Consider the following 17308-nt stretch of genomic DNA (forward strand, 5'->3'; position numbering starts at 1 on the left):
GGCTACAAGAGGCCGCGCCGCATCTGGTCCCAGAGGCGGAGGTAGGACTCGGCTTCGGCGGGGCTCAGAGGCCGCCAAATCTCGGCGCGCTCCCAGGTAGAAGGCTGAAAGTCAGCCCTGCGACGCAGCCGAGGAGAGAGTTGGGCCAAATCCAGCGGCCAAACCGAAGGGATCCCGCTCAAGTTCACCAGGCGGGGGGCGAACTCTGGGGTTAGGACGAAGTCAATCCAGTCGGCCAGCAGGGATCCTTCCAGCTCTGGGGAAGCGTTGTGAGCTCTATGCGGCCGCACCCAGACATCCCACCAGATGGCGGATCCCGAAGCCGGGATCGCCACCTCCAGCTCGGGGTAGTTGGCCTGGGTGGCATAGAGATCCTGCGACCAGCCCACAGCCACCCAGCTATCGGCCAGGCGCAACATGGGCAAGTAGTCGGCGGAAGTATAGGCCAGAACCTGGCGGTGCAGGGATCCCAGCTCTCGCCGCAGTTCGGCCTCTTCGGGATCGAGGGGATCGTTGTAGGAGCGGCCCAGCTTTTTGAGGACGAGCCCGATCACCTCCCGGGGGTGATCTGGCAGGGTGAGTTTGCCGGCCAGCTCAGGCCGCCACAGATCCGCCCAGTCCCGGATGGGGTCGCTCACCCGGTCGCGGCGGTAGGCAATGGCCGTTACCCCCCAGCGCCAGGGCACGCCCCAGATCTGCCCCTCTCGCCGGGCAGCAGCCTGCCAGCGGCGATCCAAGTGCTGCCACCGTTCTCCCAAGAGGTCAGGTGGCAAGGGATCCAGCCAACCGGCAGCAATGGCCCGATCCAAGGCGTCAGCTCCCAACAGGCTCAGGGCCGCTGCTGGCGGCTGTCGCCGGAACCATCTCCCCGGCTCCCACCAGGCCGGCTCAGGCGGCTGGACGCTCTGCTGCAGGTAGGCCAGCAACTGGGCCCGCTCGTCCAACAGTTGCAGCCGAAAGCGAACCTGGGTGCGGCGGCGAAACTCGTTCACCAAGCTGGCCGGGATCCCCTGTTTAAGGGCAAGAATGAGGGGCAGAGAGCCCCTAGGCCCGCCACAGCCGGCCACCGCCAGCCCCAGCAGGAGCCCGTACAGAAATTCACGTCGGCTCAGCCCTTGCTTGCCCACGCCAGTACCGCTCCACCAGAATCAGGGCCACCAGATCATCGTAAGCCTTGTCCGGCACCCGCATCCCCTTGGGCAACAGCCGCTCCCATCCCCGCGGTGGGTAAAAATCCCAGTAGCGCCGCCGGGCTTCTTCTGAGCTGTGCCTCTCGTCCACCAGAACAATCTGTTGGGGTGGGAGGAGCGACTCCAGTTGCCGTTTCCAGCCTCGCGCCGTTGTCTGATTTCCCAGGATGAGCCGCTCCGCCCCAAACTGCTGCCAGAGGGCCTGCAACCTGGCCAAGGCCTCCCCGGCTGAGACCACCTCCCGATGCAAGACCTGCCACGCCGGCTGAACTTGCACCACGGCAAGGCCGCACTTGTCCCGCCCCGGGTCAAAACCCATCAGCACTCGCCCCTCTTCCAGCCCGCCCAGATGGAGTGGATCCCTCATCCCCCAATCTGCCCCGCCTGCTGAACGGGGGTGGTGCCCTGCTGGCCAGAGGCCTCCGCCATCAGGAAACTCACCCGCAGCGGCCCCGCCGTGTAGATGTCGGTGTCAGCAACCAGCTTCACATCCAGGGGGGTAGTGCTCTGGCGGAGATGCTGCACAACTTCCAAGAACTTCACCTGCGAGAATTCTCCGACAGTGCCGGTGATGGGATCCGAGAGGAGGCCTTCTGCCTGGGAGCGCTGATTGGCCTGGTTGAGGAGCTCCAGCAGCCGCTGTTGGATTTCGTTCTCGCTCAAGCCTGGCTGCATTACACCCTGCGCCAGCACGGATCCCCTGGCGAAGATGCGCTGGTTGGGGTAAATCTCCACCAGCACAGGCACAGGCTCTCCCTTAAGCCGATTGGTGAGGGAGAGGATGCGCACTGCCCAGCTACCAGGTTCCTTCAACTTTTCCAGAGCTTGGTCGGCCTCCTCGCGGCGGATGAGGATGGCGTTCTCCAGAGGGGGGATGGGCCGGGAGCCGAGGGCAAGGGCCCGCTGTTCTGCCTGGGCCAAAACTCGCTCAAACTGCCGCCGGACTGCCGCCGGGTCTGCCCCTGCTGGCGTTTGCACAACTCCTGTAGCCAGGACTTCTCCCGCCAGAATGGCCAGCTCTCCCCGCCGCAGCCGCACCGCTAACTGGTTGAGCTGCGCGATCTCCTGCTCAAGCTGCTTTTTTTGAGTTTCCAGTTGGCTCAGGGCCGTCTGCGCCGTATCCAGAGAGCGCTCCAGTTGATCCCGATCCAGTTGCAGAGCCTGCTTTTGCGACTCCAGATCGGCAATCATCTTTCGGGCCGCCTCCACCTCTGCCTTCACCGCCTCCAACTCCGCCTGGGCCCGCTCCAGGCCGGGCTGCACTTGGGCCAGTTGCTCGTTGGCTGCCGCCAGCTTCGCCTCCGCCTCTTGCCGCTCTTGTAGCGCCATAGCCAGTTGATCCCGGACTTCGCTCAGGCGTGTCTGGGCTGCCGATTGCTGACTGCGAAATTGGTCGAGATCCAGCTTGAGCCGGTCTCGCTCGGCTCTGAGAGTGGCATTCTCCGCTTCCAGCAGAGCTTTCTGGCGGTTGAGGGCCCGCAGCTCCTGCTCTGCCTGGGCAATTTGGTTGGTGTAGCTGAACAGGGCTTCCGAAAGAGAGCGGTTGAGGAGCAGCAGCGTGCCCAAGGTCAGCGCCGAGATGCTCACGCCGGTAATCACGGCTACCAAAACGGCCGTGTGGCGGGGACGCAGGTTAAACCAGGTGAGGCGCTTTTTGCCAATCCGATACCCGACCCGATCCCCGACAACGGCAATCAGGCCACTGACAAACAACATGTAAAGGATCAGCAGTACGCCTTGCATAGCCCGGGATCCCTGCCATGGAAATCTTAGCAAGGTTACCCTGAAGGTCTGGGAAGTTGAGGGCAGGCCGAGCCAGAGAAGTGCGGCCCCGCGTAAGCGGATGGGGTTGAAGGACTCCGTCCGGCTGACGCGAACAGTAGCCCTGAAGCATGCTCGCTTAGAGAGCAAGCAAGCCCCGAACCCCCCCGTATACGCGGGGCAGGGGGGCTGGTTTATAGAACGCCCCAAAAGGGCGGTAACCTTTGCACCGTTCAGGTCGGCGTCACCCCTCCAGCCGCAATGTCCACAAGAAAACCCTTCCTACAAGACTTGCCTGGCTCTGGGTGGATGCGCAGACACCTACCTGCCGCCGCTACCTGCTGCACATGAGCCCCTTGAGAAGGCTTCCACCTGCTCAGCTAACGTCCGTTTAGAAATATCGACGCCGCAATAGGAGTAGCCACGCCGAATCAGTCCCAATGCCCACCTCGAGAAAATAGGTCTCAGGAGTGGCTCCCCCTGTCGCCAAGATGGCATCGGCGATCTCTTCCTCTACAGCGGGGAAAAAGCTGCGGGTAGCATCGTAAAAGTCGGCAGCCCGATCAAAACAAACGCTGTGGGATCCTGCCATCGCCGCCCTCTTCCCCAACAGGCAAACCCAGACAGACAGAGTATCAACAGGAGTGAGCAGGGATCGACCGGATCCCTGCCCCCTCAAGCCCAAAATTTGCTCTCTTCAAGACTCCGGCGCCAGGCGGGCATAGAACAAGCCCTGGACACGGACGGTGCGGGGTTCCAGTGCCCCTTGCTCGGTGCTGGACTGCTGAATGCTAACGAAGGAGCCGCCCATCTCTCCCGTGCTGGGATCCACGCGGGCAATGCGCAGCGACAGTTTCCCCCGCGAAACCTCGTCCACCTTGCGGTTGGTGGCGAAGTCGTCCTTGGCCGCCTGTAGCCCTACGGCTGTGTCGTAGCCGGTGTTAGAGCCGCGCCCGCGCGCGTCGAGGAAGGTGCTGGTGTGGTAGCCGGGCACCAAGAACTCCCCTTCAAAGTCGGTCGAGGGGTCAATGGCGGAGCCCTGAGCTGTGGCCACCAAATCTTTCACGCTAAACAAAAATGGCACCAGCTCGCGGCGGGGCAACTGACCGGTGGTCGGCTGAAAGGTGATCCCGTCCACCACTTTGAGCTCCAACCCGCCGTCTTTGGGGGTGACCTCAGCCTTAATCGGCCCCAGCGTGGCTGCCGAGATCATGATGTTTTTGGCCTTGATAAACTCTTTTTCCCCGTTCCGTTTCTCTTCTTCCACCTCAATTTGCACCGGCTGGAAGCAGACGTCTGTCAACTTTAGGGATCCCCCCTTGGGCACCTCGATGCGGCCGCGGGCATCGTCCGAGACGGAAGGGCATATGGCCGCCTTGCCGGTGTTGCGGATCTGGTCGTAGGTTAAGGGGGCCTTGGCCGCCTCCGCCGGCAGGGCGAAGACGCTCAAACAGAGCGCCAACAGGATGGCGAGTAGTGGACGGTACCGCATAATCAACCTCGAAAAACCTGTTTTAATCTCAATGCTGCTGGGGAAAATAAGCCCGAATGCCCCTATTGTACGCAATAGTGATCCCCTCTTTGGCCGGGCTTGCAGAAGTTTCCTGGCCAGGCAGAGCTGTCGGGTAGCTGCGTTTTCCTACTTCTTGGATTGCCGACCCCTGCCCTTCTACAAAGACCTCGCGGCCCCCTCAAAGCGGGCCACTCGCCACCAGGGATCCCAGCCAGCGCTCCCGAATCTGGTTCACCAGCTCGCCGATGGGCTGTTGGTTGACGCGGTAGCTGGTGGGATGGGCGATCAAGCGGGCGGTGCTCTCGAAAAGGCAGTCCCGTTCCACCAGGCCGTTTTCCCTCAGGGTACGTCCGGTGGCCACCAAGTCCACAATCGCATCGGCCATGCCGGTGATGGGAGCCAGTTCCACTGAGCCGTAGAGGGAGATAATTTCCACCGGCAAATCCAACCGGTCAAAATACTCGCGGGCGCAGCCGACAAACTTGGAAGCCACGCGGGCATGGGGAGGCAACTGGGCCGCCGAGGTGTAGGGACTTTCTTGGCGAAGAGCCACCGACATGCGACAGTGGCCGAACTTCAGATCCAGCAGGTGGGCCACTCGCACCTCGCTGCCGGCATAGCGCTCCCGCAAGACGTCGTAGCCGACGATGCCCAGTTGGGCCTGGCCGTACTCCACATACACCGGCACGTCGTGGTTGCGCACCAGCAGCGCCTCGTAGCGTTGCCCGTTGAGCTGGGTGGGCGATTCAATCCGCAGCAGGCGGTTGCCGGGATCCAAAAAGCGACTGAAATCGATCCCCACCTGTTGCAAGCAGCGGATAGCGTCGGCCAGCAAGGCTCCCTTGGCCAGGGCAATGGTGATCGGCTGGCCGGCGGAACGGCAACCTGGGGTATCGGGATGCGGGGCGGGGCTGAGGCCGAAAGCCATCGACATAGAAGGATGTCCGGGATCCCTGCTCTTGCCAGGGCTAGATAGAGAGTAAAGCCTTGACAGCGGCAGAGCAGTTGCGGGCGTTGCTTTCCCTCGATTGTAGAGGATCGGCCTCTTGGCGGCGATTCCCCCCTCTATCCCCCCGTACACGGGGGGACTGGGGGGCCAGCCCAGAGCGAAAACCCTCTTCTGTTATCCAGACTGCCGATCCTGGGATGATAAAGTCAGGAGACGATAGACCCGGAGGAGAGAGGACGGCATGAAAGCCATGATCCTGGCAGCCGGCAAAGGGACGCGGGTACGGCCCATCACCTACATGATGCCCAAGCCGATGATCCCGATTTTGCACAAGCCGGTCATGGAGTTCTTGGTGGAGCTGCTGCGGGAACATGGGTTCGACCAAATCATGATCAACACCAGCCACCTCGCTCACCAGATCGAAGACTACTTTCGCGATGGCCAGCAGTGGGGAGTACACATCGGCTTTTCCTTCGAGGGCCACTTCGAGAACGGCCAGCCGGTGGCCGAACCCCTGGGATCCGCCGGTGGCATGCGCAAGATCCAGGATTTTTCCGGTTTTTTCGACAGCACCTTCGTGGTGCTCTGCGGCGATGCCCTGATCGACCTCAACCTGACCCAGGTGGTCAACTTTCACAAATCTAAGGGGGCATTGGCCACGGTGGTGTTGCGAGAGGTGGATCCCAGCCAAGTCTCCAGCTATGGCGTGGTGGTAACCGATGCGACGGGCCGGGTCACCGCCTTCCAAGAAAAACCCAGGCAGGAAGAGGCCCTCAGCAACACCATCAACACCGGCATCTACGTGTTCGAGCCAGAAGTCCTGGACTACATCCCCCCCGGCTGCCCCTATGACATCGGCAGCGATCTCTTCCCCGCCTTGGTGAAAGCCGGCGCCCCCTTCTACGGCCTCAAGGCCGACTTCCAGTGGGTGGACATTGGCCGTACCCCTGACTACTGGCTGGCGGTACAGAAGGTGCTGCGCGGCGAGATCAAGGGGGTCAAGGTGCCCGGGATCCAGATTCGGCCCGGCGTCTGGACGGGGATCAACATCCGCGCCAACTGGGATCGCATCCATATCGAGCCGCCGGTCTACATTGGGGCCAGCACTTACCTGGCAGACGGGGTGAAGCTCATCGGCCCCACAGCCATTGGCTACGGCTGTGTGTTGAACGAAGGGTGTACGCTGGATGGCAGCCTCATCTTCAACTACACCCAAATCGCTGCAGGAGTTACCCTGCGCCACCAGATGGTGATGGGTCGCTACTGTATTTCCTCCGATGGCAATGCCATCGACACGGAAGAGTCCAACCTCACCTGGTTGATCGGAGATGCTCGCAGCCATGCCAACGGCAAATCCCAATAGCACCCTCTATCTCTACGGGATCGTCGCTGCCCCCGGCCCGCGCCACCTGAATGTGGTGGGGCTGGACAAGCAGCCGGTGGGGATTCACGTGCTGGGATCTTTGGCCTTTCTCTATTCCCAGGCTCGCCAGGAGCGCTACTTGGCCAGCCGGGCCAATCTGCTGGCCCACGAAGCTGTCCTAGAAACCGTGATGAGCGAGGGATACCGCGCCCTGCTGCCGCTGCAATTTGGCCTGGTGGTGAGCGGCTGGGATCAGGTAGAGCAGGATTTGATCAAACCGCACCTGGCCGATCTGCTGGCCCTGCTGCAGCGCCTGGAGGGCAAACGGGAGGTGGGGGTAAAAGTCTTCTGGGATCCCCAGCAAGAGCTCCAATTGGGGCTAGAGGAAAACCCGGCCCTGAAAGCCCGGCGGGACGAGATGGCTGGCACCCCCTTGGGGCTAGATGCAGTAGTGGAAATTGGGCAGGCTCTGGAGCAAATGCTGGAGCAACGGCGCCAACACATTGCCCAAACCTTCACAGCCGCCCTCGGCTCTCTGGCCAGCGATCGCGTCGAGGGAGAGCTGCTTACGGAAAACATGGCCTACAACAGCTCGTTTCTCATCAACTGGGAAGATGAGCCGGCTTTTGCCCAAAAAGTGGAGGAGCTGGATCGAGCCTTTCAGGGACGGCTGCGCATTCGCTACAACAATTTCACCGCTCCCTACAATTTCGCCAAGCTTTGACCGGCCTGTACTCCCCCCCCTATATCCCCCCGTCTACGGAGGGACTGGGGGGCCAGCCGCTTGGGACAGGCAGCGCGGATGTGGGACTCGCTCAGGTCGGGCATGAGGGCCAGGGCCCGTTGGGGATCGATTTGCGCTTCGCACACCGCCTCCAGCACCTGCTCGGCCAGAAGGGAAAGGGGCATATCGGCGGTTTGCTCAGGATCGGTATCCTCTCTAATTTGTCGAACTCCCACCGGCGGGGGAGGCAACACCGGCGGCGCCGCCTGCGGGGGCAAGGTGGTGGAGGTACCCACCTCCAACTGCGCTTCGGCCAGGGCCACACCGCGCCCTGCCACCAACAGGGATCCCAGCAACAGCGTCCCCCCCAACCTGCCTATTCCCTTGCTGAGCGGAGCACGCTTCCCCAGACCTTCTCCAAGGCTACCGCTAGCCAACCTTTTGCCCAGCGCTTCGCCGCTCATCTTACCCCTCCAAGACCACCCCTTTGTTCAAGATATCCAACAAACCTTGGATTTGCAGTAGGCTATCGTTGGCTCCCAAACCGTTTGCAGCCCCCCCCTATGGCTCGTCTATCGCAAGAGCTGGCCCGATTTGCCTGCCTTCCCGCCCATCCAGAGCAGCCCGAGCCTTACCCAGAGGGATCCCTACCCATCCGCCTTGAAGAGATTCTCAAACTGGCGGGCGAGCGCAGCTTTGGCTTGTTTTTGGCGGTGCTCTCCTTCCCTTCTGCTCTGCCTCTGCCAGCTCCTGGCTATTCCACTCCCTTTGGCGTGGTTATTCTGCTGCTGGCCCTACAAATGCTGGCGGGGCGAACCACCCCCTGGCTGCCGCCATGGGTGCTGCAGACATCCATTGAACGGAAGCAATTTCAAAAGTGGGTGCAGGCCGGGATCCCGTGGTTGCAGCGCATTGAAAAAGTTGCCTGCCCCCGTTGGCAACCAGTCTGCACCAGCCGCCTGGGCCAGGTCTGGCTGAGCACCTTGATCAGCTTGATGGGTATTTCCATGATCATTCCCGTGCCCGGCACCAACACCCTGCCGGCGATGGGGGTCTTCGTCACCGCCTTTGGCCTCCTCGAAGAGGACGGGATCCTGTGCAGCTTGGGATCCCTGATCTGTGTGGCGGCGGGGCTGCTGACCACTTCCATTTTGGTGGGCCTGTGGCTGGGGGGAACGACTCTGTTGGATTGGCTGAGAAGATAGCCTTTTGCCCTCACTCCCAACCCCGGCCCCCCCTATATCCCCCCGTGTACGGGGGGATACGGAGTTGGGGATCGAGGCAACGCCCAGCTTCACCGATGGAAAGACGGTGACGAAGTTGTATCGCCTGTGTCTTGTTGCAACGGACACCCCCGCGCCGCTAGCGGGATTGAGGGACCAGCACCAGATCCTGGGTGAGGCGCAGCTCGATCACCTGGTTGGGATCCAAAACTACCACCTGTGGCGCCGTGACGTTGCCGATCACCGCTCCGGCCACCCCAGCCCCCAGCACTTCTTCTGTGGCAATGGCATTGTCGCCGGTCACCAAGCCGAGAATGGCGCCCGCTGCCGCGCCGATGGCCGCATCTTGGATGATTTTGCCCGTGGTGGTGTAGCGAGGATCCTTAACATCGTGGATCACATCCGATTGGGCAGCCAAGGGGAACAGTTGGTTGTTGGCGATGATGCTTTCTGCCACAAAGCGCGTGCCCCCCGGTGCCGGCTCAAAGCGGCCATCCACCCGCGAGCCGAAAGGCACCAGGATGTCCCCCTGGGCGTTGCGAATCGGGGTGCGGACGATCAAGGACAGGGGGCGAGTTTCGTTGGGGGCGATGAAGAGGCGCTCGTTGAAGGGGGTGGTGGTCTGCATCAGGGTGCCCGCCGCCAGCGTGGAAAGGCGCAGGTCAAAGCCCGCCGGGGGGGTGGAAACCCAACTGCTCGGGTTCTGGGCCACCAGGGATCCCCGATTGAGCAGGGCCTGGTGGGTAAAAGCGGCCACCTCGGCACGGGTGGCAGGGCGGTTCGGCTCCAAAAGCATAGGATCCGGGTAATTGACAATCAGGCCGGCACGGTTGGCGGCTGCAAGTTGTGCCAGGGCCCAGTTGGGAATGGCTGCCGCGTCGCGGTAGCGGCTGAACAGCTCGCTCGGCTGAGCCGCGGGGATGGCACTCGTGTTGCCAAGGGCGTTAGTCAGGATCACCAGCGCCTCGGTGCGAGTAACGGGCTGTTCGGGTCGGAAGGTGCCGTCTGGGAAGCCGGCCACCAAGTTGTTGGCTGCCGCCGTGGAGATAGCATTGGCCGCCCAGTGGCTGGGAGGCACATCCCGAAAGCCGATGAAGGTACCAGAGGTGTTGCGAAGGCGAAAGGCAGTGGTGACAAGGGTGGCAAACTGAGCGCGGGTCACCGGCTCGTTGGGACGGAAGGTGCCATCCGGGAAGCCGTTCAACACCCCTTGAGAGGAGAGGGTCTCGATATAGGCTTGCGCCCAGTGGCCAAAGGTGTCGCGAAAAGGAGCGGCCATGGCCACCTGGCAGTGGATGCCCAGTGCGGCTCCCGATAGGAGTAGGCCGGCTGTGCGTGGGGTCAACAGAGAGGGAAACATCGTGCATTCACCAAGTTGTCGTAGCGCTCATTGCTGGGTCAATAGCTACTCTTATTCTGGCTATTTCCTCAGTGGCGGCAATAGCTAAAACCCTTGCTGTGTCCTAATTTGAGCATTTCCAACCTAAGATTTGCATGGAAACGCAATAGCGGAGGATTGGTAAGGAAATCTCTTCATCTCTGTTGCGCCAGCATCGCGTATAGACAACACCCCAGCCTCAGTTGCTGTTCACGGCATTGCCACTCTGTACAAGTTTGAAACAGCCCCCCAGGGCTCCGCAGTGCCAGGGAGTTGATGCTGGCAGGACATAGGATCCAGCCCCCCTCCCAGAAGGAGAGGGAAGCTGAGCATCAGGGATAAGGGGTGCTGTTTCCACAGCCGGTGGCTACGAAAGGTCCCCTGCTGCTGGCGGGATTGGGGGATCGGCGCCAAGTCTTGGGTGAGGCCCAGCCCAGGGATCCGGAAGGCTCGCCCAGGAGCGCCTTGGCAGTCGGTATGGGTTAAATGACCTTGCCCTCGGACGTGATTCTCCCCTTCAGTTTGCCGGCCCGCTCTTCAGCTTCCTCGGTAATGAGGGCCAGTTGCTCTAACACCTCGCCGGGGTATTTTTCCAACACCCGCAGAGAGAGCGCTACCCGCCCTTTGGCCTCATCCACATCGATGACCACGGCCTTGAGCGGCTGACCGGGCTGGAACAAGTCGGATAAGGAGGCGACAAAGCTTTGGCTGACCTGCTTGATGGGCAACAGCCCGCTGCCCCCCTCCTCCAGCTCCACGAAAACGCCGAAGGGCTTGAGGGCGCTGACCTTGCCCCGCACCACCTGACCGGTGGTGTAGATTCCCAGGCTCTCAGCTTGTCGCGCTACTCGCTGGGAGAGCACCAGCTTGTTGGCAGCGGGGTTGACCTCCAACAAACTGGCGGTCAGCGATTGGCCCACCAGCTCTTCTAGATTTTCCCGTTGGTTGAGATGCGAGCGAGGAATAAAGCCCCGCAGCCCCTGCACGTCCACCAGAACCCCGCCCTTGTTGGTGCCGATCACCAGGGCAGTTACCGTCTGGCCGTTGGTCTGTTTTTCGGCCAGCTCCTCCCAAAGTCGCTTCAGCCGCAGCCGCCGCGCCGAGAGTACGATTTGCCCTTCCGAGTCCTCTCGCAAGATGAGAAAATCGGCTTCGCTTTTGAGGGGAAAAAGCTCGCTCAAATCCTCTCCTGAGCGGATCCCGGCTTCTTTCAGGGGCAAAAAGGCCGGCGACTTGCCGCCGATATCCACCAGCGCCCCATCGTTCTGGTGCTGGAAGATGCGGCCTCGCACCACCTGTCCCGGTCGAAAGTCAAGGCTTTGCGCCTCCAGAGCCTTGGCAAAATCTTCCGAAGAAAACGTATCGGCAGCCTGAGAGCGAGGGGAGCGAAAGGTCATGGAATGCAAAGGAAGCAATTCAAGAGGCAATGGGTTTCAGGATAACCCAAAACTTGACAGGGATCCCAGCCCCTCTCGTCCGCCTCGGCGGGAAGAGGTACTCACCCTCTTGAGAGGAGGCCAAGCCCAGGGCATCGACACCGGCAGCTTCCTCTAGATGTAGTACATCAACCTGGCCTGTTGCTGTTGCGCCTGCCGGTCGCAGAGGTCTTGCAAGGTCGTTTTTTGGAGAATGCCCACCGCTGCCGCCTGGGCATCTTGCCAAGCCTGCCAGAGCACCTGGCGCTCCGGCGAGAGATCGCCGCTGGGCAAGTCGCGGGGGCGGGTGAGATCTTCTCCCTCGATGGCCTGAATGATGTCCAATAGGGAGATCTGCCAGGGCGGTCGAGCCAGAGAGTAACCTCCTTTGGCGCCCCGCTGGCTGCGTACCAGGCCCTGCCTGCGCAGCGTGGCCAGCAACTGCTCCAGATAGCGGTCGGGAATCGACTGGTGGGCTGCGATCTCCTTAATCTGCAATACCCGGCCGTCATGGTAGTGCTGGGCCAACTCCAGAAGGGCCAGGAGAGCGTACTCACTTTTACAAGACAGTTCCAAAATACCCATCCTTCCTGCAAGGATCAGGTCTATGATACTCCGGTTTTCCACCGGGGTTTTGTGGGATCCCCTTTGGGTTGCCGGTGGGTTGGGCCTGTATGGTGGAATAGGCCCCTTTGGGAGTGGTTTATGGCAAGTGTTGGCACCCTGTCCGGTTCAGCGCGGATCCCGGCGGAGCGATTGCAAACTTTGCGGCAGCAGATCGGCAAGCTGATCGCCAACGTCGAGTCGGTGTTTCAAGGCAAGCCACGGGTGGTGCAGGCCGTGGTGACGGCCCTGGTGGCGGAAGGCCATGTCCTCCTGGAGGACGTGCCGGGAGTAGGCAAAACCACGTTGGCGCGGGCCATTGCCCGCAGCTTGGGGGCCAAGTTTCAGCGAATTCAATTTACCAGCGACCTCTTGCCGACTGACATTCTTGGCCTCACCCTTTTCAACAAAGAGAAAGGGGAGTTTGAATTTCGCCCAGGCCCCATTTTTGCCCATGTCATCCTGGCCGACGAGATCAATCGCACCTCTCCCCGCACCCAGAGTGCCCTGCTAGAGGCAATGGCGGAAAAGCAGGTTTCGCTGGACAACCGCACCTACCCGCTGCCCAGTCCCTTTATGGTGTTGGCCACCCAAAACCCCTTGGAGTATCACGGCACCTATCCCCTCCCGGAAAGCCAGTTGGATCGGTTTCTGGTGCGGCTGTCCATCGGCTACCCCAGCCCTGAGGTGGAGCGGGCTTTGCTGCTGCAGCGACAGCAGGCAGAGCCGGTGGAGGCTCTCCAGCCGGTGCTTTCCCTGGCGGAGCTGCGGGAGATCCAGGCGGCGGTGGATCAGGTGTACCTGGATGGATCCCTGGCCGACTATCTGCTGCAGGTGGTGCAGGCGACGCGTGCCTCCAGGCTGTTGCGGGCCGGCGTGTCCACCCGCGGGGCGTTGGCCTTGGCAAGGGCAGCACGGGCGCAGGCGTTGGTGAGAGGGCGGAGCTTTTGCCTACCGGAAGATCTGCAAGCTTTGTTTGTGCCGGTGCTGGCCCATCGCATTTCTTTGGCCGGATCTGGGGACATGACGAGCAACCGACGGCAGGAGGCAGAGGCCGTCATCCGCGACATCGTGGCAACGGTTGAGCCGCCAGTTTGAGGAGGGATCCCTTAGGCGATAATAGGAGCCAGCGGTCTTGGGCAGAACTGCGGATGTCGGATCCCAATCAAGAAATTAAAGACCTCATCCTGGCTTTGGACAAAAAGCTGGAGGGAATCGACCGCAAGTTGGAAATCCAGGTGACGGAGATCAAAAGCGAGATCCGGCTGGTCAAAACCGACCTGGAAGCCAAGATCGACCTCACTCGCAACGACCTAGAGAGCAAGATCCAAGGCGCTCGCAACGAGCTGGAAGCCAAGATCGACCTCACTCGCAACGAGCTGGAAGCCAAGATCGACCTCAGCCGTAGCAGCCTGGAAGTGAAAATCGCGGAGCTAAGCGGCAAAATGGATGGCTACAGCAAGCGGCTTGACCAACAGGAGTTCATCAGCCGCGGCGCGATCGTGGCCCTAGTCGTTGGGGTGGCCTCAGGGTTTATCAAGTATCTTTTCTTCAGCAATTGATTGGAGTTTGACCTGAGTTGCCTTGGGTTCCTCCCCAAAACCTGCAAGCGGCGGCGGGTCAGCACTCCTGGAATTGGTCGAGGGCACGACACAGCTCCGGGACAACTTCTGCTGGCCAGAAACCCTCACCCCGCCGGCCCTGGTGCAACTGGAGATAGAGGCCCCAAGCAGTGGCGCTGCCACTGGCAACCAACGTGAGGGCAGGAAAGGTCTGCTCCAGCGTAATGCTCTCCTCGGCCATCAGTTGGGAGGCGACAGCTTCCATATCCTGCTGCAGACGATACACCCCCTGCACAAATGCTTGCCATTCTTCTAGGGTTAGCTCCAACGCCCAAGTCTCTCCTCCCACCAGGGCCACAAAAGGGGAGCGCCCAGGATCCCAGCCCAACCGCCAGCCGGATCCCTTGCGTAGAGCAGGAGGAGGCAGGTTCGAGAATCCACCGTCGTTTCCGGTAAAAAGCAGGGAGGTAGAGGGGAGAGGAGCATCCATCGCTGCGGCTAGGCCAGAAAAGATGCGGGTACAATCGACAGGGTGTGTTGTCAGGATAAAGCGGCCATGGCCAGTTGTCAGTCTCCTACTGCCCAACCTCGCCGGTTTTTAAGGACTCCGCTCCGCTGGCGCAAACAGAGCAGCCTCATTTCCGGCTTGGGCCTGTTGCTGACAGCCTTGGTGCTCCGTGCCGCTGACGCGACCGGGGTTCGCAAAGAGGCCGAAGATCCTGTCTTGCCAGCGCAATTGTCTGCAGCAGCCACCCCCGAAAACCCGATCCTGCACGTGGGCATTGTGCAACGCTTTGGCCGTTCTGAGCAAGATCAGGTGGAGCTGGCAGCGCCGCTGGGGTCTTTCCTCACCCTGGAATTTGCCCAGGCAGACGGCAGCACCCAGAGGCAGCGGCTCCCACAAGTTACGGTTGGGATCGTCAACCGCGCCCTGGCCAGCCCGGAAACCGTGTACCGCCTCATCCTCAGCAGCCACAAAAGCTTCGAGAGCGCCGAGGCCAGCGCCAACTCCTGGGAATCTCTGGGCATCCGCACCGAGATCGCCCAACCGCAGGAATGGCAGGTGTGGGCCAGCCGCGCCTACACTCCCCAACAACTGATCCAGATTCAGCAGTATGCCCAGAAAGAAGGGATCCCTCAGGTGCGGCTGGAGGTGCAGGAGCGGCGCGAACGGGCGGAGCTGAGCTGGGTACATGAGCATTTTCGCTACCATCGCACCCGCCTGAGGGTAACCTCCGATGCCGGCTATCTGCGGGTGAACGACCGCTACTATGCCGGATCCATTACCATTCAGCCCAATGCCTACGGCAGCTATACGGTGGTCAACGCCGTGCCCCTGGAAACCTATTTACGGGGGGTGGTGCCCCATGAGGTGGGGCCAGGGGCCCCCTTTGCCGCCATGGCCGCCCAGGCAATTTTGGCGCGCACCTACGCCCTCAAGAACCTGCACCGCTTTCAGATCGACGACTACCACCTCTGTGCCAATACCCACTGCCAGGTTTACAAGGGGCTGAGCGGCACCCATCCGCGGGCCGACGAAGCGATTCGCCAGACCAGCGGCCTGGTGCTCACCTACAAGGGCGAGCTGGTGGATGCCGTTTATTCTTCCACCAACGGTGGCGTCTCGGCGGCCTTTGAAGATGTTTGGGACGGGGATCCGCGCCCCTACCTGCGCCGGCAAGCGGATATTGCCCATCAACCGGGTAAGCCCTTGGATTTGCGGCAGGAGAGCAGCTTCCAGGCGTTTTTGGCCCAACGAGAGGGCTTCAACGAAGCAGGGGTATCCCGCCTATTCCGCTGGGAGTTCTCCCTATCTTTGGAGGAGCTGAACACCCAGTTGCGGGCCGGCCAAGACTACCTAGGGATCCCGATGCCCACCTGGAGCAGCATCGCGGGGATGCAGATCCTGGAGCGCTCCGCCAGTGGCCGGGTGCAGGTGATGCAATTGGACTTGCAGACGGCAGAAGGGATCCGCTCGATTCTTTTGCGCAAGGATCAGGTACGCTTGGCTTTTCCTCGCCTGTACAGCACCCTGTTTCGGATAGAGCCTCTGAAACAAGGGGAGCGATTGGCAGGCTATCGCTTCATCGGTGGCGGCTTTGGCCATGGGGTGGGCCTGAGCCAGTATGGCTCCTATACCCTGGCTCGGCAGGGGTTTAACGCGGCACAAATCCTCGCTTTCTACTACCCCGGCACCACCTTGGCCCCGCTGGGATCCCTATCCTTGCAGTTGCCTGCCGCCTCAGCAGCCTACTCTATCCGCTAGAGGTTGGGTGAAAGTTATGGCCGTTCGCGACAGCGGGACAGAGCCTTTAGAAGAGCTACGAGAGCAGAGCGCCGTACATCCCCATTCTCCTTCAGACGGGAGGGATCCCTCCCCTGAGGGACAGGGATCCATTGGCGACGGCGGGACAGAGTCCTCCGCTGCTGCAGCAGAAGGGGAATCGGCGCCCGGTCGTGTCAGCAGTGGGGAACTATCTGCGATCCCGGCTGCCCCGCCAGGGTTTAAGTCGGGGTTTGTGGGGCTGATCGGGCGGCCCAATGTGGGCAAGTCCACCCTACTCAACGCCCTGGTGGGACAAAAGATTGCCATCACCTCTCCCGTGGCCCAGACCACCCGCAACCGCCTGCAGGGGATCCTCTCCCTACCCCAAGCCCAGATCATCTGGGTGGATACCCCTGGCATCCACAAACCCCACCACCGCCTGGGGGAAATCTTGGTACACAACGCCCAGGCAGCCATTGCCGCTGTGGATGTGATCCTCTTCGTGGTGGATGGATCGGTGCCGGCAGGACGCGGGGATGCTTTTATTGCCGAGCGGATCCCTGCTGCTTCCCCCTGCCTGATCGTCTGCAACAAAGCGGATCTGCTTCCTCGGGATGCTGCCGTGCGCCAAGCTCACCAAGAGAGCTACCAAGCCCTGCGCCCCGGCGCTCCTGTCGTTTGGGTGTCTGCCTTGGATCCCAGCAGTTTGACACCCCTGATCCAAGCCACCATCGATCTGCTGCCCACCGGCCCCTACTACTACCCGCCGGATCTGGTGACGGATCAGCCGGAGCGGTTCATCATGGCGGAGCTGATCCGAGAACAGGTGCTGCTGCAGACCCGCGAGGAAGTGCCCCATTCCGTGGCCGTGACCATCGACCAGGTGGAAGAAACCCCCAACGTCACCCGCATCTTGGCCACCCTCTATGTAGAGCGGGACTCCCAAAAGGGGATCCTCATTGGCAAAGGGGGGGAAAGGCTCAAGCGGATCGGCCAGGCAGCCCGCCTGCAGATTCAAAAGCTGATCCTGGGCAAGGTGTACCTGGAGCGGTTTGTCAAGGTGCGGCCCCACTGGCGGCGCTCTGAGCACCTTCTGCGCGACTTGGGCTATAGCGCTACGTCCCCCTAGCGGAAAGAAGCCATTTGCGTCAGCAGGACGGAGTTCTTATGCCCCCCTCTCCCCTTGTGGGTAGGAGACTGGGGTATTTGCGCGAGCAGCACAGCGTGCTTGGGGGGAATGCTGCAAAAATGCCTTAAAAATGCCTTGGATCTGCTTGGAATAGATGCCGGATGGGATCCCTGCGTTAGCTTGGATAGCAAAGCCTTTGGAGTTCAACGGCAGTTTTTCCCATCTTGCTTTG

18 protein-coding genes are annotated in these 17308 nt (G+C 61.3%); 7 read left to right on the forward strand and 11 right to left on the reverse strand.

Features of this window, described 5'->3' with window-relative positions; genetic code table 11:
* Positions 1-2: 2 nt before the first annotated feature.
* The 6 genes from NW846_RS07355 to hisG all read right to left on the reverse strand — a co-directional run bounded on the left by NW846_RS07355 (position 3) and on the right by hisG (position 5392).
* The gene (locus NW846_RS07355) at positions 3-1127 is read right to left on the reverse strand and encodes an extracellular solute-binding protein (protein WP_099812185.1); all 1125 of its coding nucleotides are present in this window, start codon (positions 1125-1127) and stop codon (positions 3-5) included.
* Positions 1099-1557 (reverse strand): Holliday junction resolvase RuvX, encoded by a 459-nt coding sequence (locus NW846_RS07360; protein WP_049749742.1) that lies wholly within the window; start codon positions 1555-1557, stop codon positions 1099-1101. Before NW846_RS07360 ends, NW846_RS07355 begins: the two co-directional genes overlap by 29 nt.
* The gene (locus tag NW846_RS07365; RefSeq protein WP_414346563.1) at positions 1554-2933 is read right to left on the reverse strand and encodes a DUF3084 domain-containing protein; all 1380 of its coding nucleotides are present in this window, start codon (positions 2931-2933) and stop codon (positions 1554-1556) included. The genes NW846_RS07360 and NW846_RS07365 overlap by 4 nt, the downstream gene beginning before the upstream one ends.
* Positions 2934-3342: 409 nt before the next feature.
* Entirely contained in the window at positions 3343-3636 is a 294-nt protein-coding gene (locus tag NW846_RS07370; protein WP_414515655.1) for a hypothetical protein, read from the reverse strand.
* Between the two features lie 12 nt (positions 3637-3648).
* Positions 3649-4443, reverse strand: a complete 795-nt coding sequence (locus NW846_RS07375; protein ID WP_011430097.1) for a photosystem II manganese-stabilizing polypeptide — start codon at positions 4441-4443, stop codon at positions 3649-3651.
* A 199-nt stretch (positions 4444-4642) separates the two neighbouring features.
* Positions 4643-5392 carry an ATP phosphoribosyltransferase gene (gene hisG / locus NW846_RS07380; protein ID WP_011430096.1) on the reverse strand — a complete coding sequence of 250 codons (750 nt, stop codon included), beginning with the start codon at positions 5390-5392 and terminating at the stop codon, positions 4643-4645.
* A gap of 262 nt (positions 5393-5654) precedes the next feature.
* On the opposite strand from hisG, the gene NW846_RS07385 reads away from it, so the two are divergent.
* The gene (locus tag NW846_RS07385; RefSeq protein ID WP_011430095.1) at positions 5655-6776 is read left to right on the forward strand and encodes a sugar phosphate nucleotidyltransferase; all 1122 of its coding nucleotides are present in this window, start codon (positions 5655-5657) and stop codon (positions 6774-6776) included.
* Positions 6754-7500: a GvpL/GvpF family gas vesicle protein gene (locus NW846_RS07390; protein ID WP_041438253.1), complete on the forward strand. Its 747-nt coding sequence runs from the start codon at positions 6754-6756 to the stop codon at positions 7498-7500. The genes NW846_RS07385 and NW846_RS07390 overlap by 23 nt, the downstream gene beginning before the upstream one ends.
* On the opposite strand, the gene NW846_RS07395 is transcribed toward NW846_RS07390, so the two are convergent.
* Positions 7479-7871, reverse strand: coding sequence for a hypothetical protein (locus NW846_RS07395; protein WP_041438250.1), 393 nt, complete (start codon positions 7869-7871; stop codon positions 7479-7481). The two genes, NW846_RS07390 and NW846_RS07395, sit on opposite strands and share 22 nt — an antisense overlap.
* Before the next feature lie 192 nt (positions 7872-8063).
* Here NW846_RS07395 and NW846_RS07400 point away from each other — a divergent pair, with 192 nt between their 5' ends.
* Positions 8064-8705 (forward strand): exopolysaccharide biosynthesis protein, encoded by a 642-nt coding sequence (locus NW846_RS07400; protein WP_414346569.1) that lies wholly within the window; start codon positions 8064-8066, stop codon positions 8703-8705.
* A 157-nt stretch (positions 8706-8862) separates the two neighbouring features.
* Here NW846_RS07400 and NW846_RS07405 read toward each other — a convergent pair whose 3' ends face one another.
* The 3 genes from NW846_RS07405 to NW846_RS07415 form a co-directional block, all read right to left on the reverse strand.
* Entirely contained in the window at positions 8863-10083 is a 1221-nt protein-coding gene (locus NW846_RS07405) for an S-layer homology domain-containing protein (protein ID WP_414346572.1), read from the reverse strand.
* A 500-nt stretch (positions 10084-10583) separates the two neighbouring features.
* On the reverse strand, positions 10584-11498 hold the full coding sequence (locus NW846_RS07410; protein ID WP_011430091.1) for a S1 RNA-binding domain-containing protein: 915 nt from the start codon (positions 11496-11498) through the stop codon (positions 10584-10586).
* A 153-nt stretch (positions 11499-11651) separates the two neighbouring features.
* Positions 11652-12092, reverse strand: coding sequence for an RrF2 family transcriptional regulator (locus NW846_RS07415; protein ID WP_011430089.1), 441 nt, complete (start codon positions 12090-12092; stop codon positions 11652-11654).
* Positions 12093-12221: 129 nt separating this feature from the next.
* Between NW846_RS07415 and NW846_RS07420 the strand changes: the two genes are divergently transcribed.
* The gene (locus NW846_RS07420; protein WP_011430088.1) at positions 12222-13217 is read left to right on the forward strand and encodes an AAA family ATPase; all 996 of its coding nucleotides are present in this window, start codon (positions 12222-12224) and stop codon (positions 13215-13217) included.
* 53 nt (positions 13218-13270) lie between these two features.
* The gene (locus NW846_RS07425; protein ID WP_099812188.1) at positions 13271-13681 is read left to right on the forward strand and encodes a hypothetical protein; all 411 of its coding nucleotides are present in this window, start codon (positions 13271-13273) and stop codon (positions 13679-13681) included.
* A gap of 58 nt (positions 13682-13739) precedes the next feature.
* On the opposite strand, the gene NW846_RS07430 is transcribed toward NW846_RS07425, so the two are convergent.
* The gene (locus NW846_RS07430; RefSeq protein ID WP_049749741.1) at positions 13740-14171 is read right to left on the reverse strand and encodes a DUF1818 family protein; all 432 of its coding nucleotides are present in this window, start codon (positions 14169-14171) and stop codon (positions 13740-13742) included.
* A gap of 66 nt (positions 14172-14237) precedes the next feature.
* Between NW846_RS07430 and NW846_RS07435 the strand changes: the two genes are divergently transcribed.
* The gene (locus tag NW846_RS07435) at positions 14238-15947 is read left to right on the forward strand and encodes a SpoIID/LytB domain-containing protein (RefSeq protein WP_414515658.1); all 1710 of its coding nucleotides are present in this window, start codon (positions 14238-14240) and stop codon (positions 15945-15947) included.
* Positions 15948-15963: 16 nt separating this feature from the next.
* Positions 15964-17076 carry a GTPase Era gene (gene era, locus NW846_RS07440; protein ID WP_414515660.1) on the forward strand — a complete coding sequence of 371 codons (1113 nt, stop codon included), beginning with the start codon at positions 15964-15966 and terminating at the stop codon, positions 17074-17076.
* Positions 17077-17308 lie beyond the last annotated feature (232 nt).

This window comes from Synechococcus sp. W60.3, assembly GCF_047502615.1.
GTDB lineage: Bacteria > Cyanobacteriota > Cyanobacteriia > Thermostichales > Thermostichaceae > Thermostichus.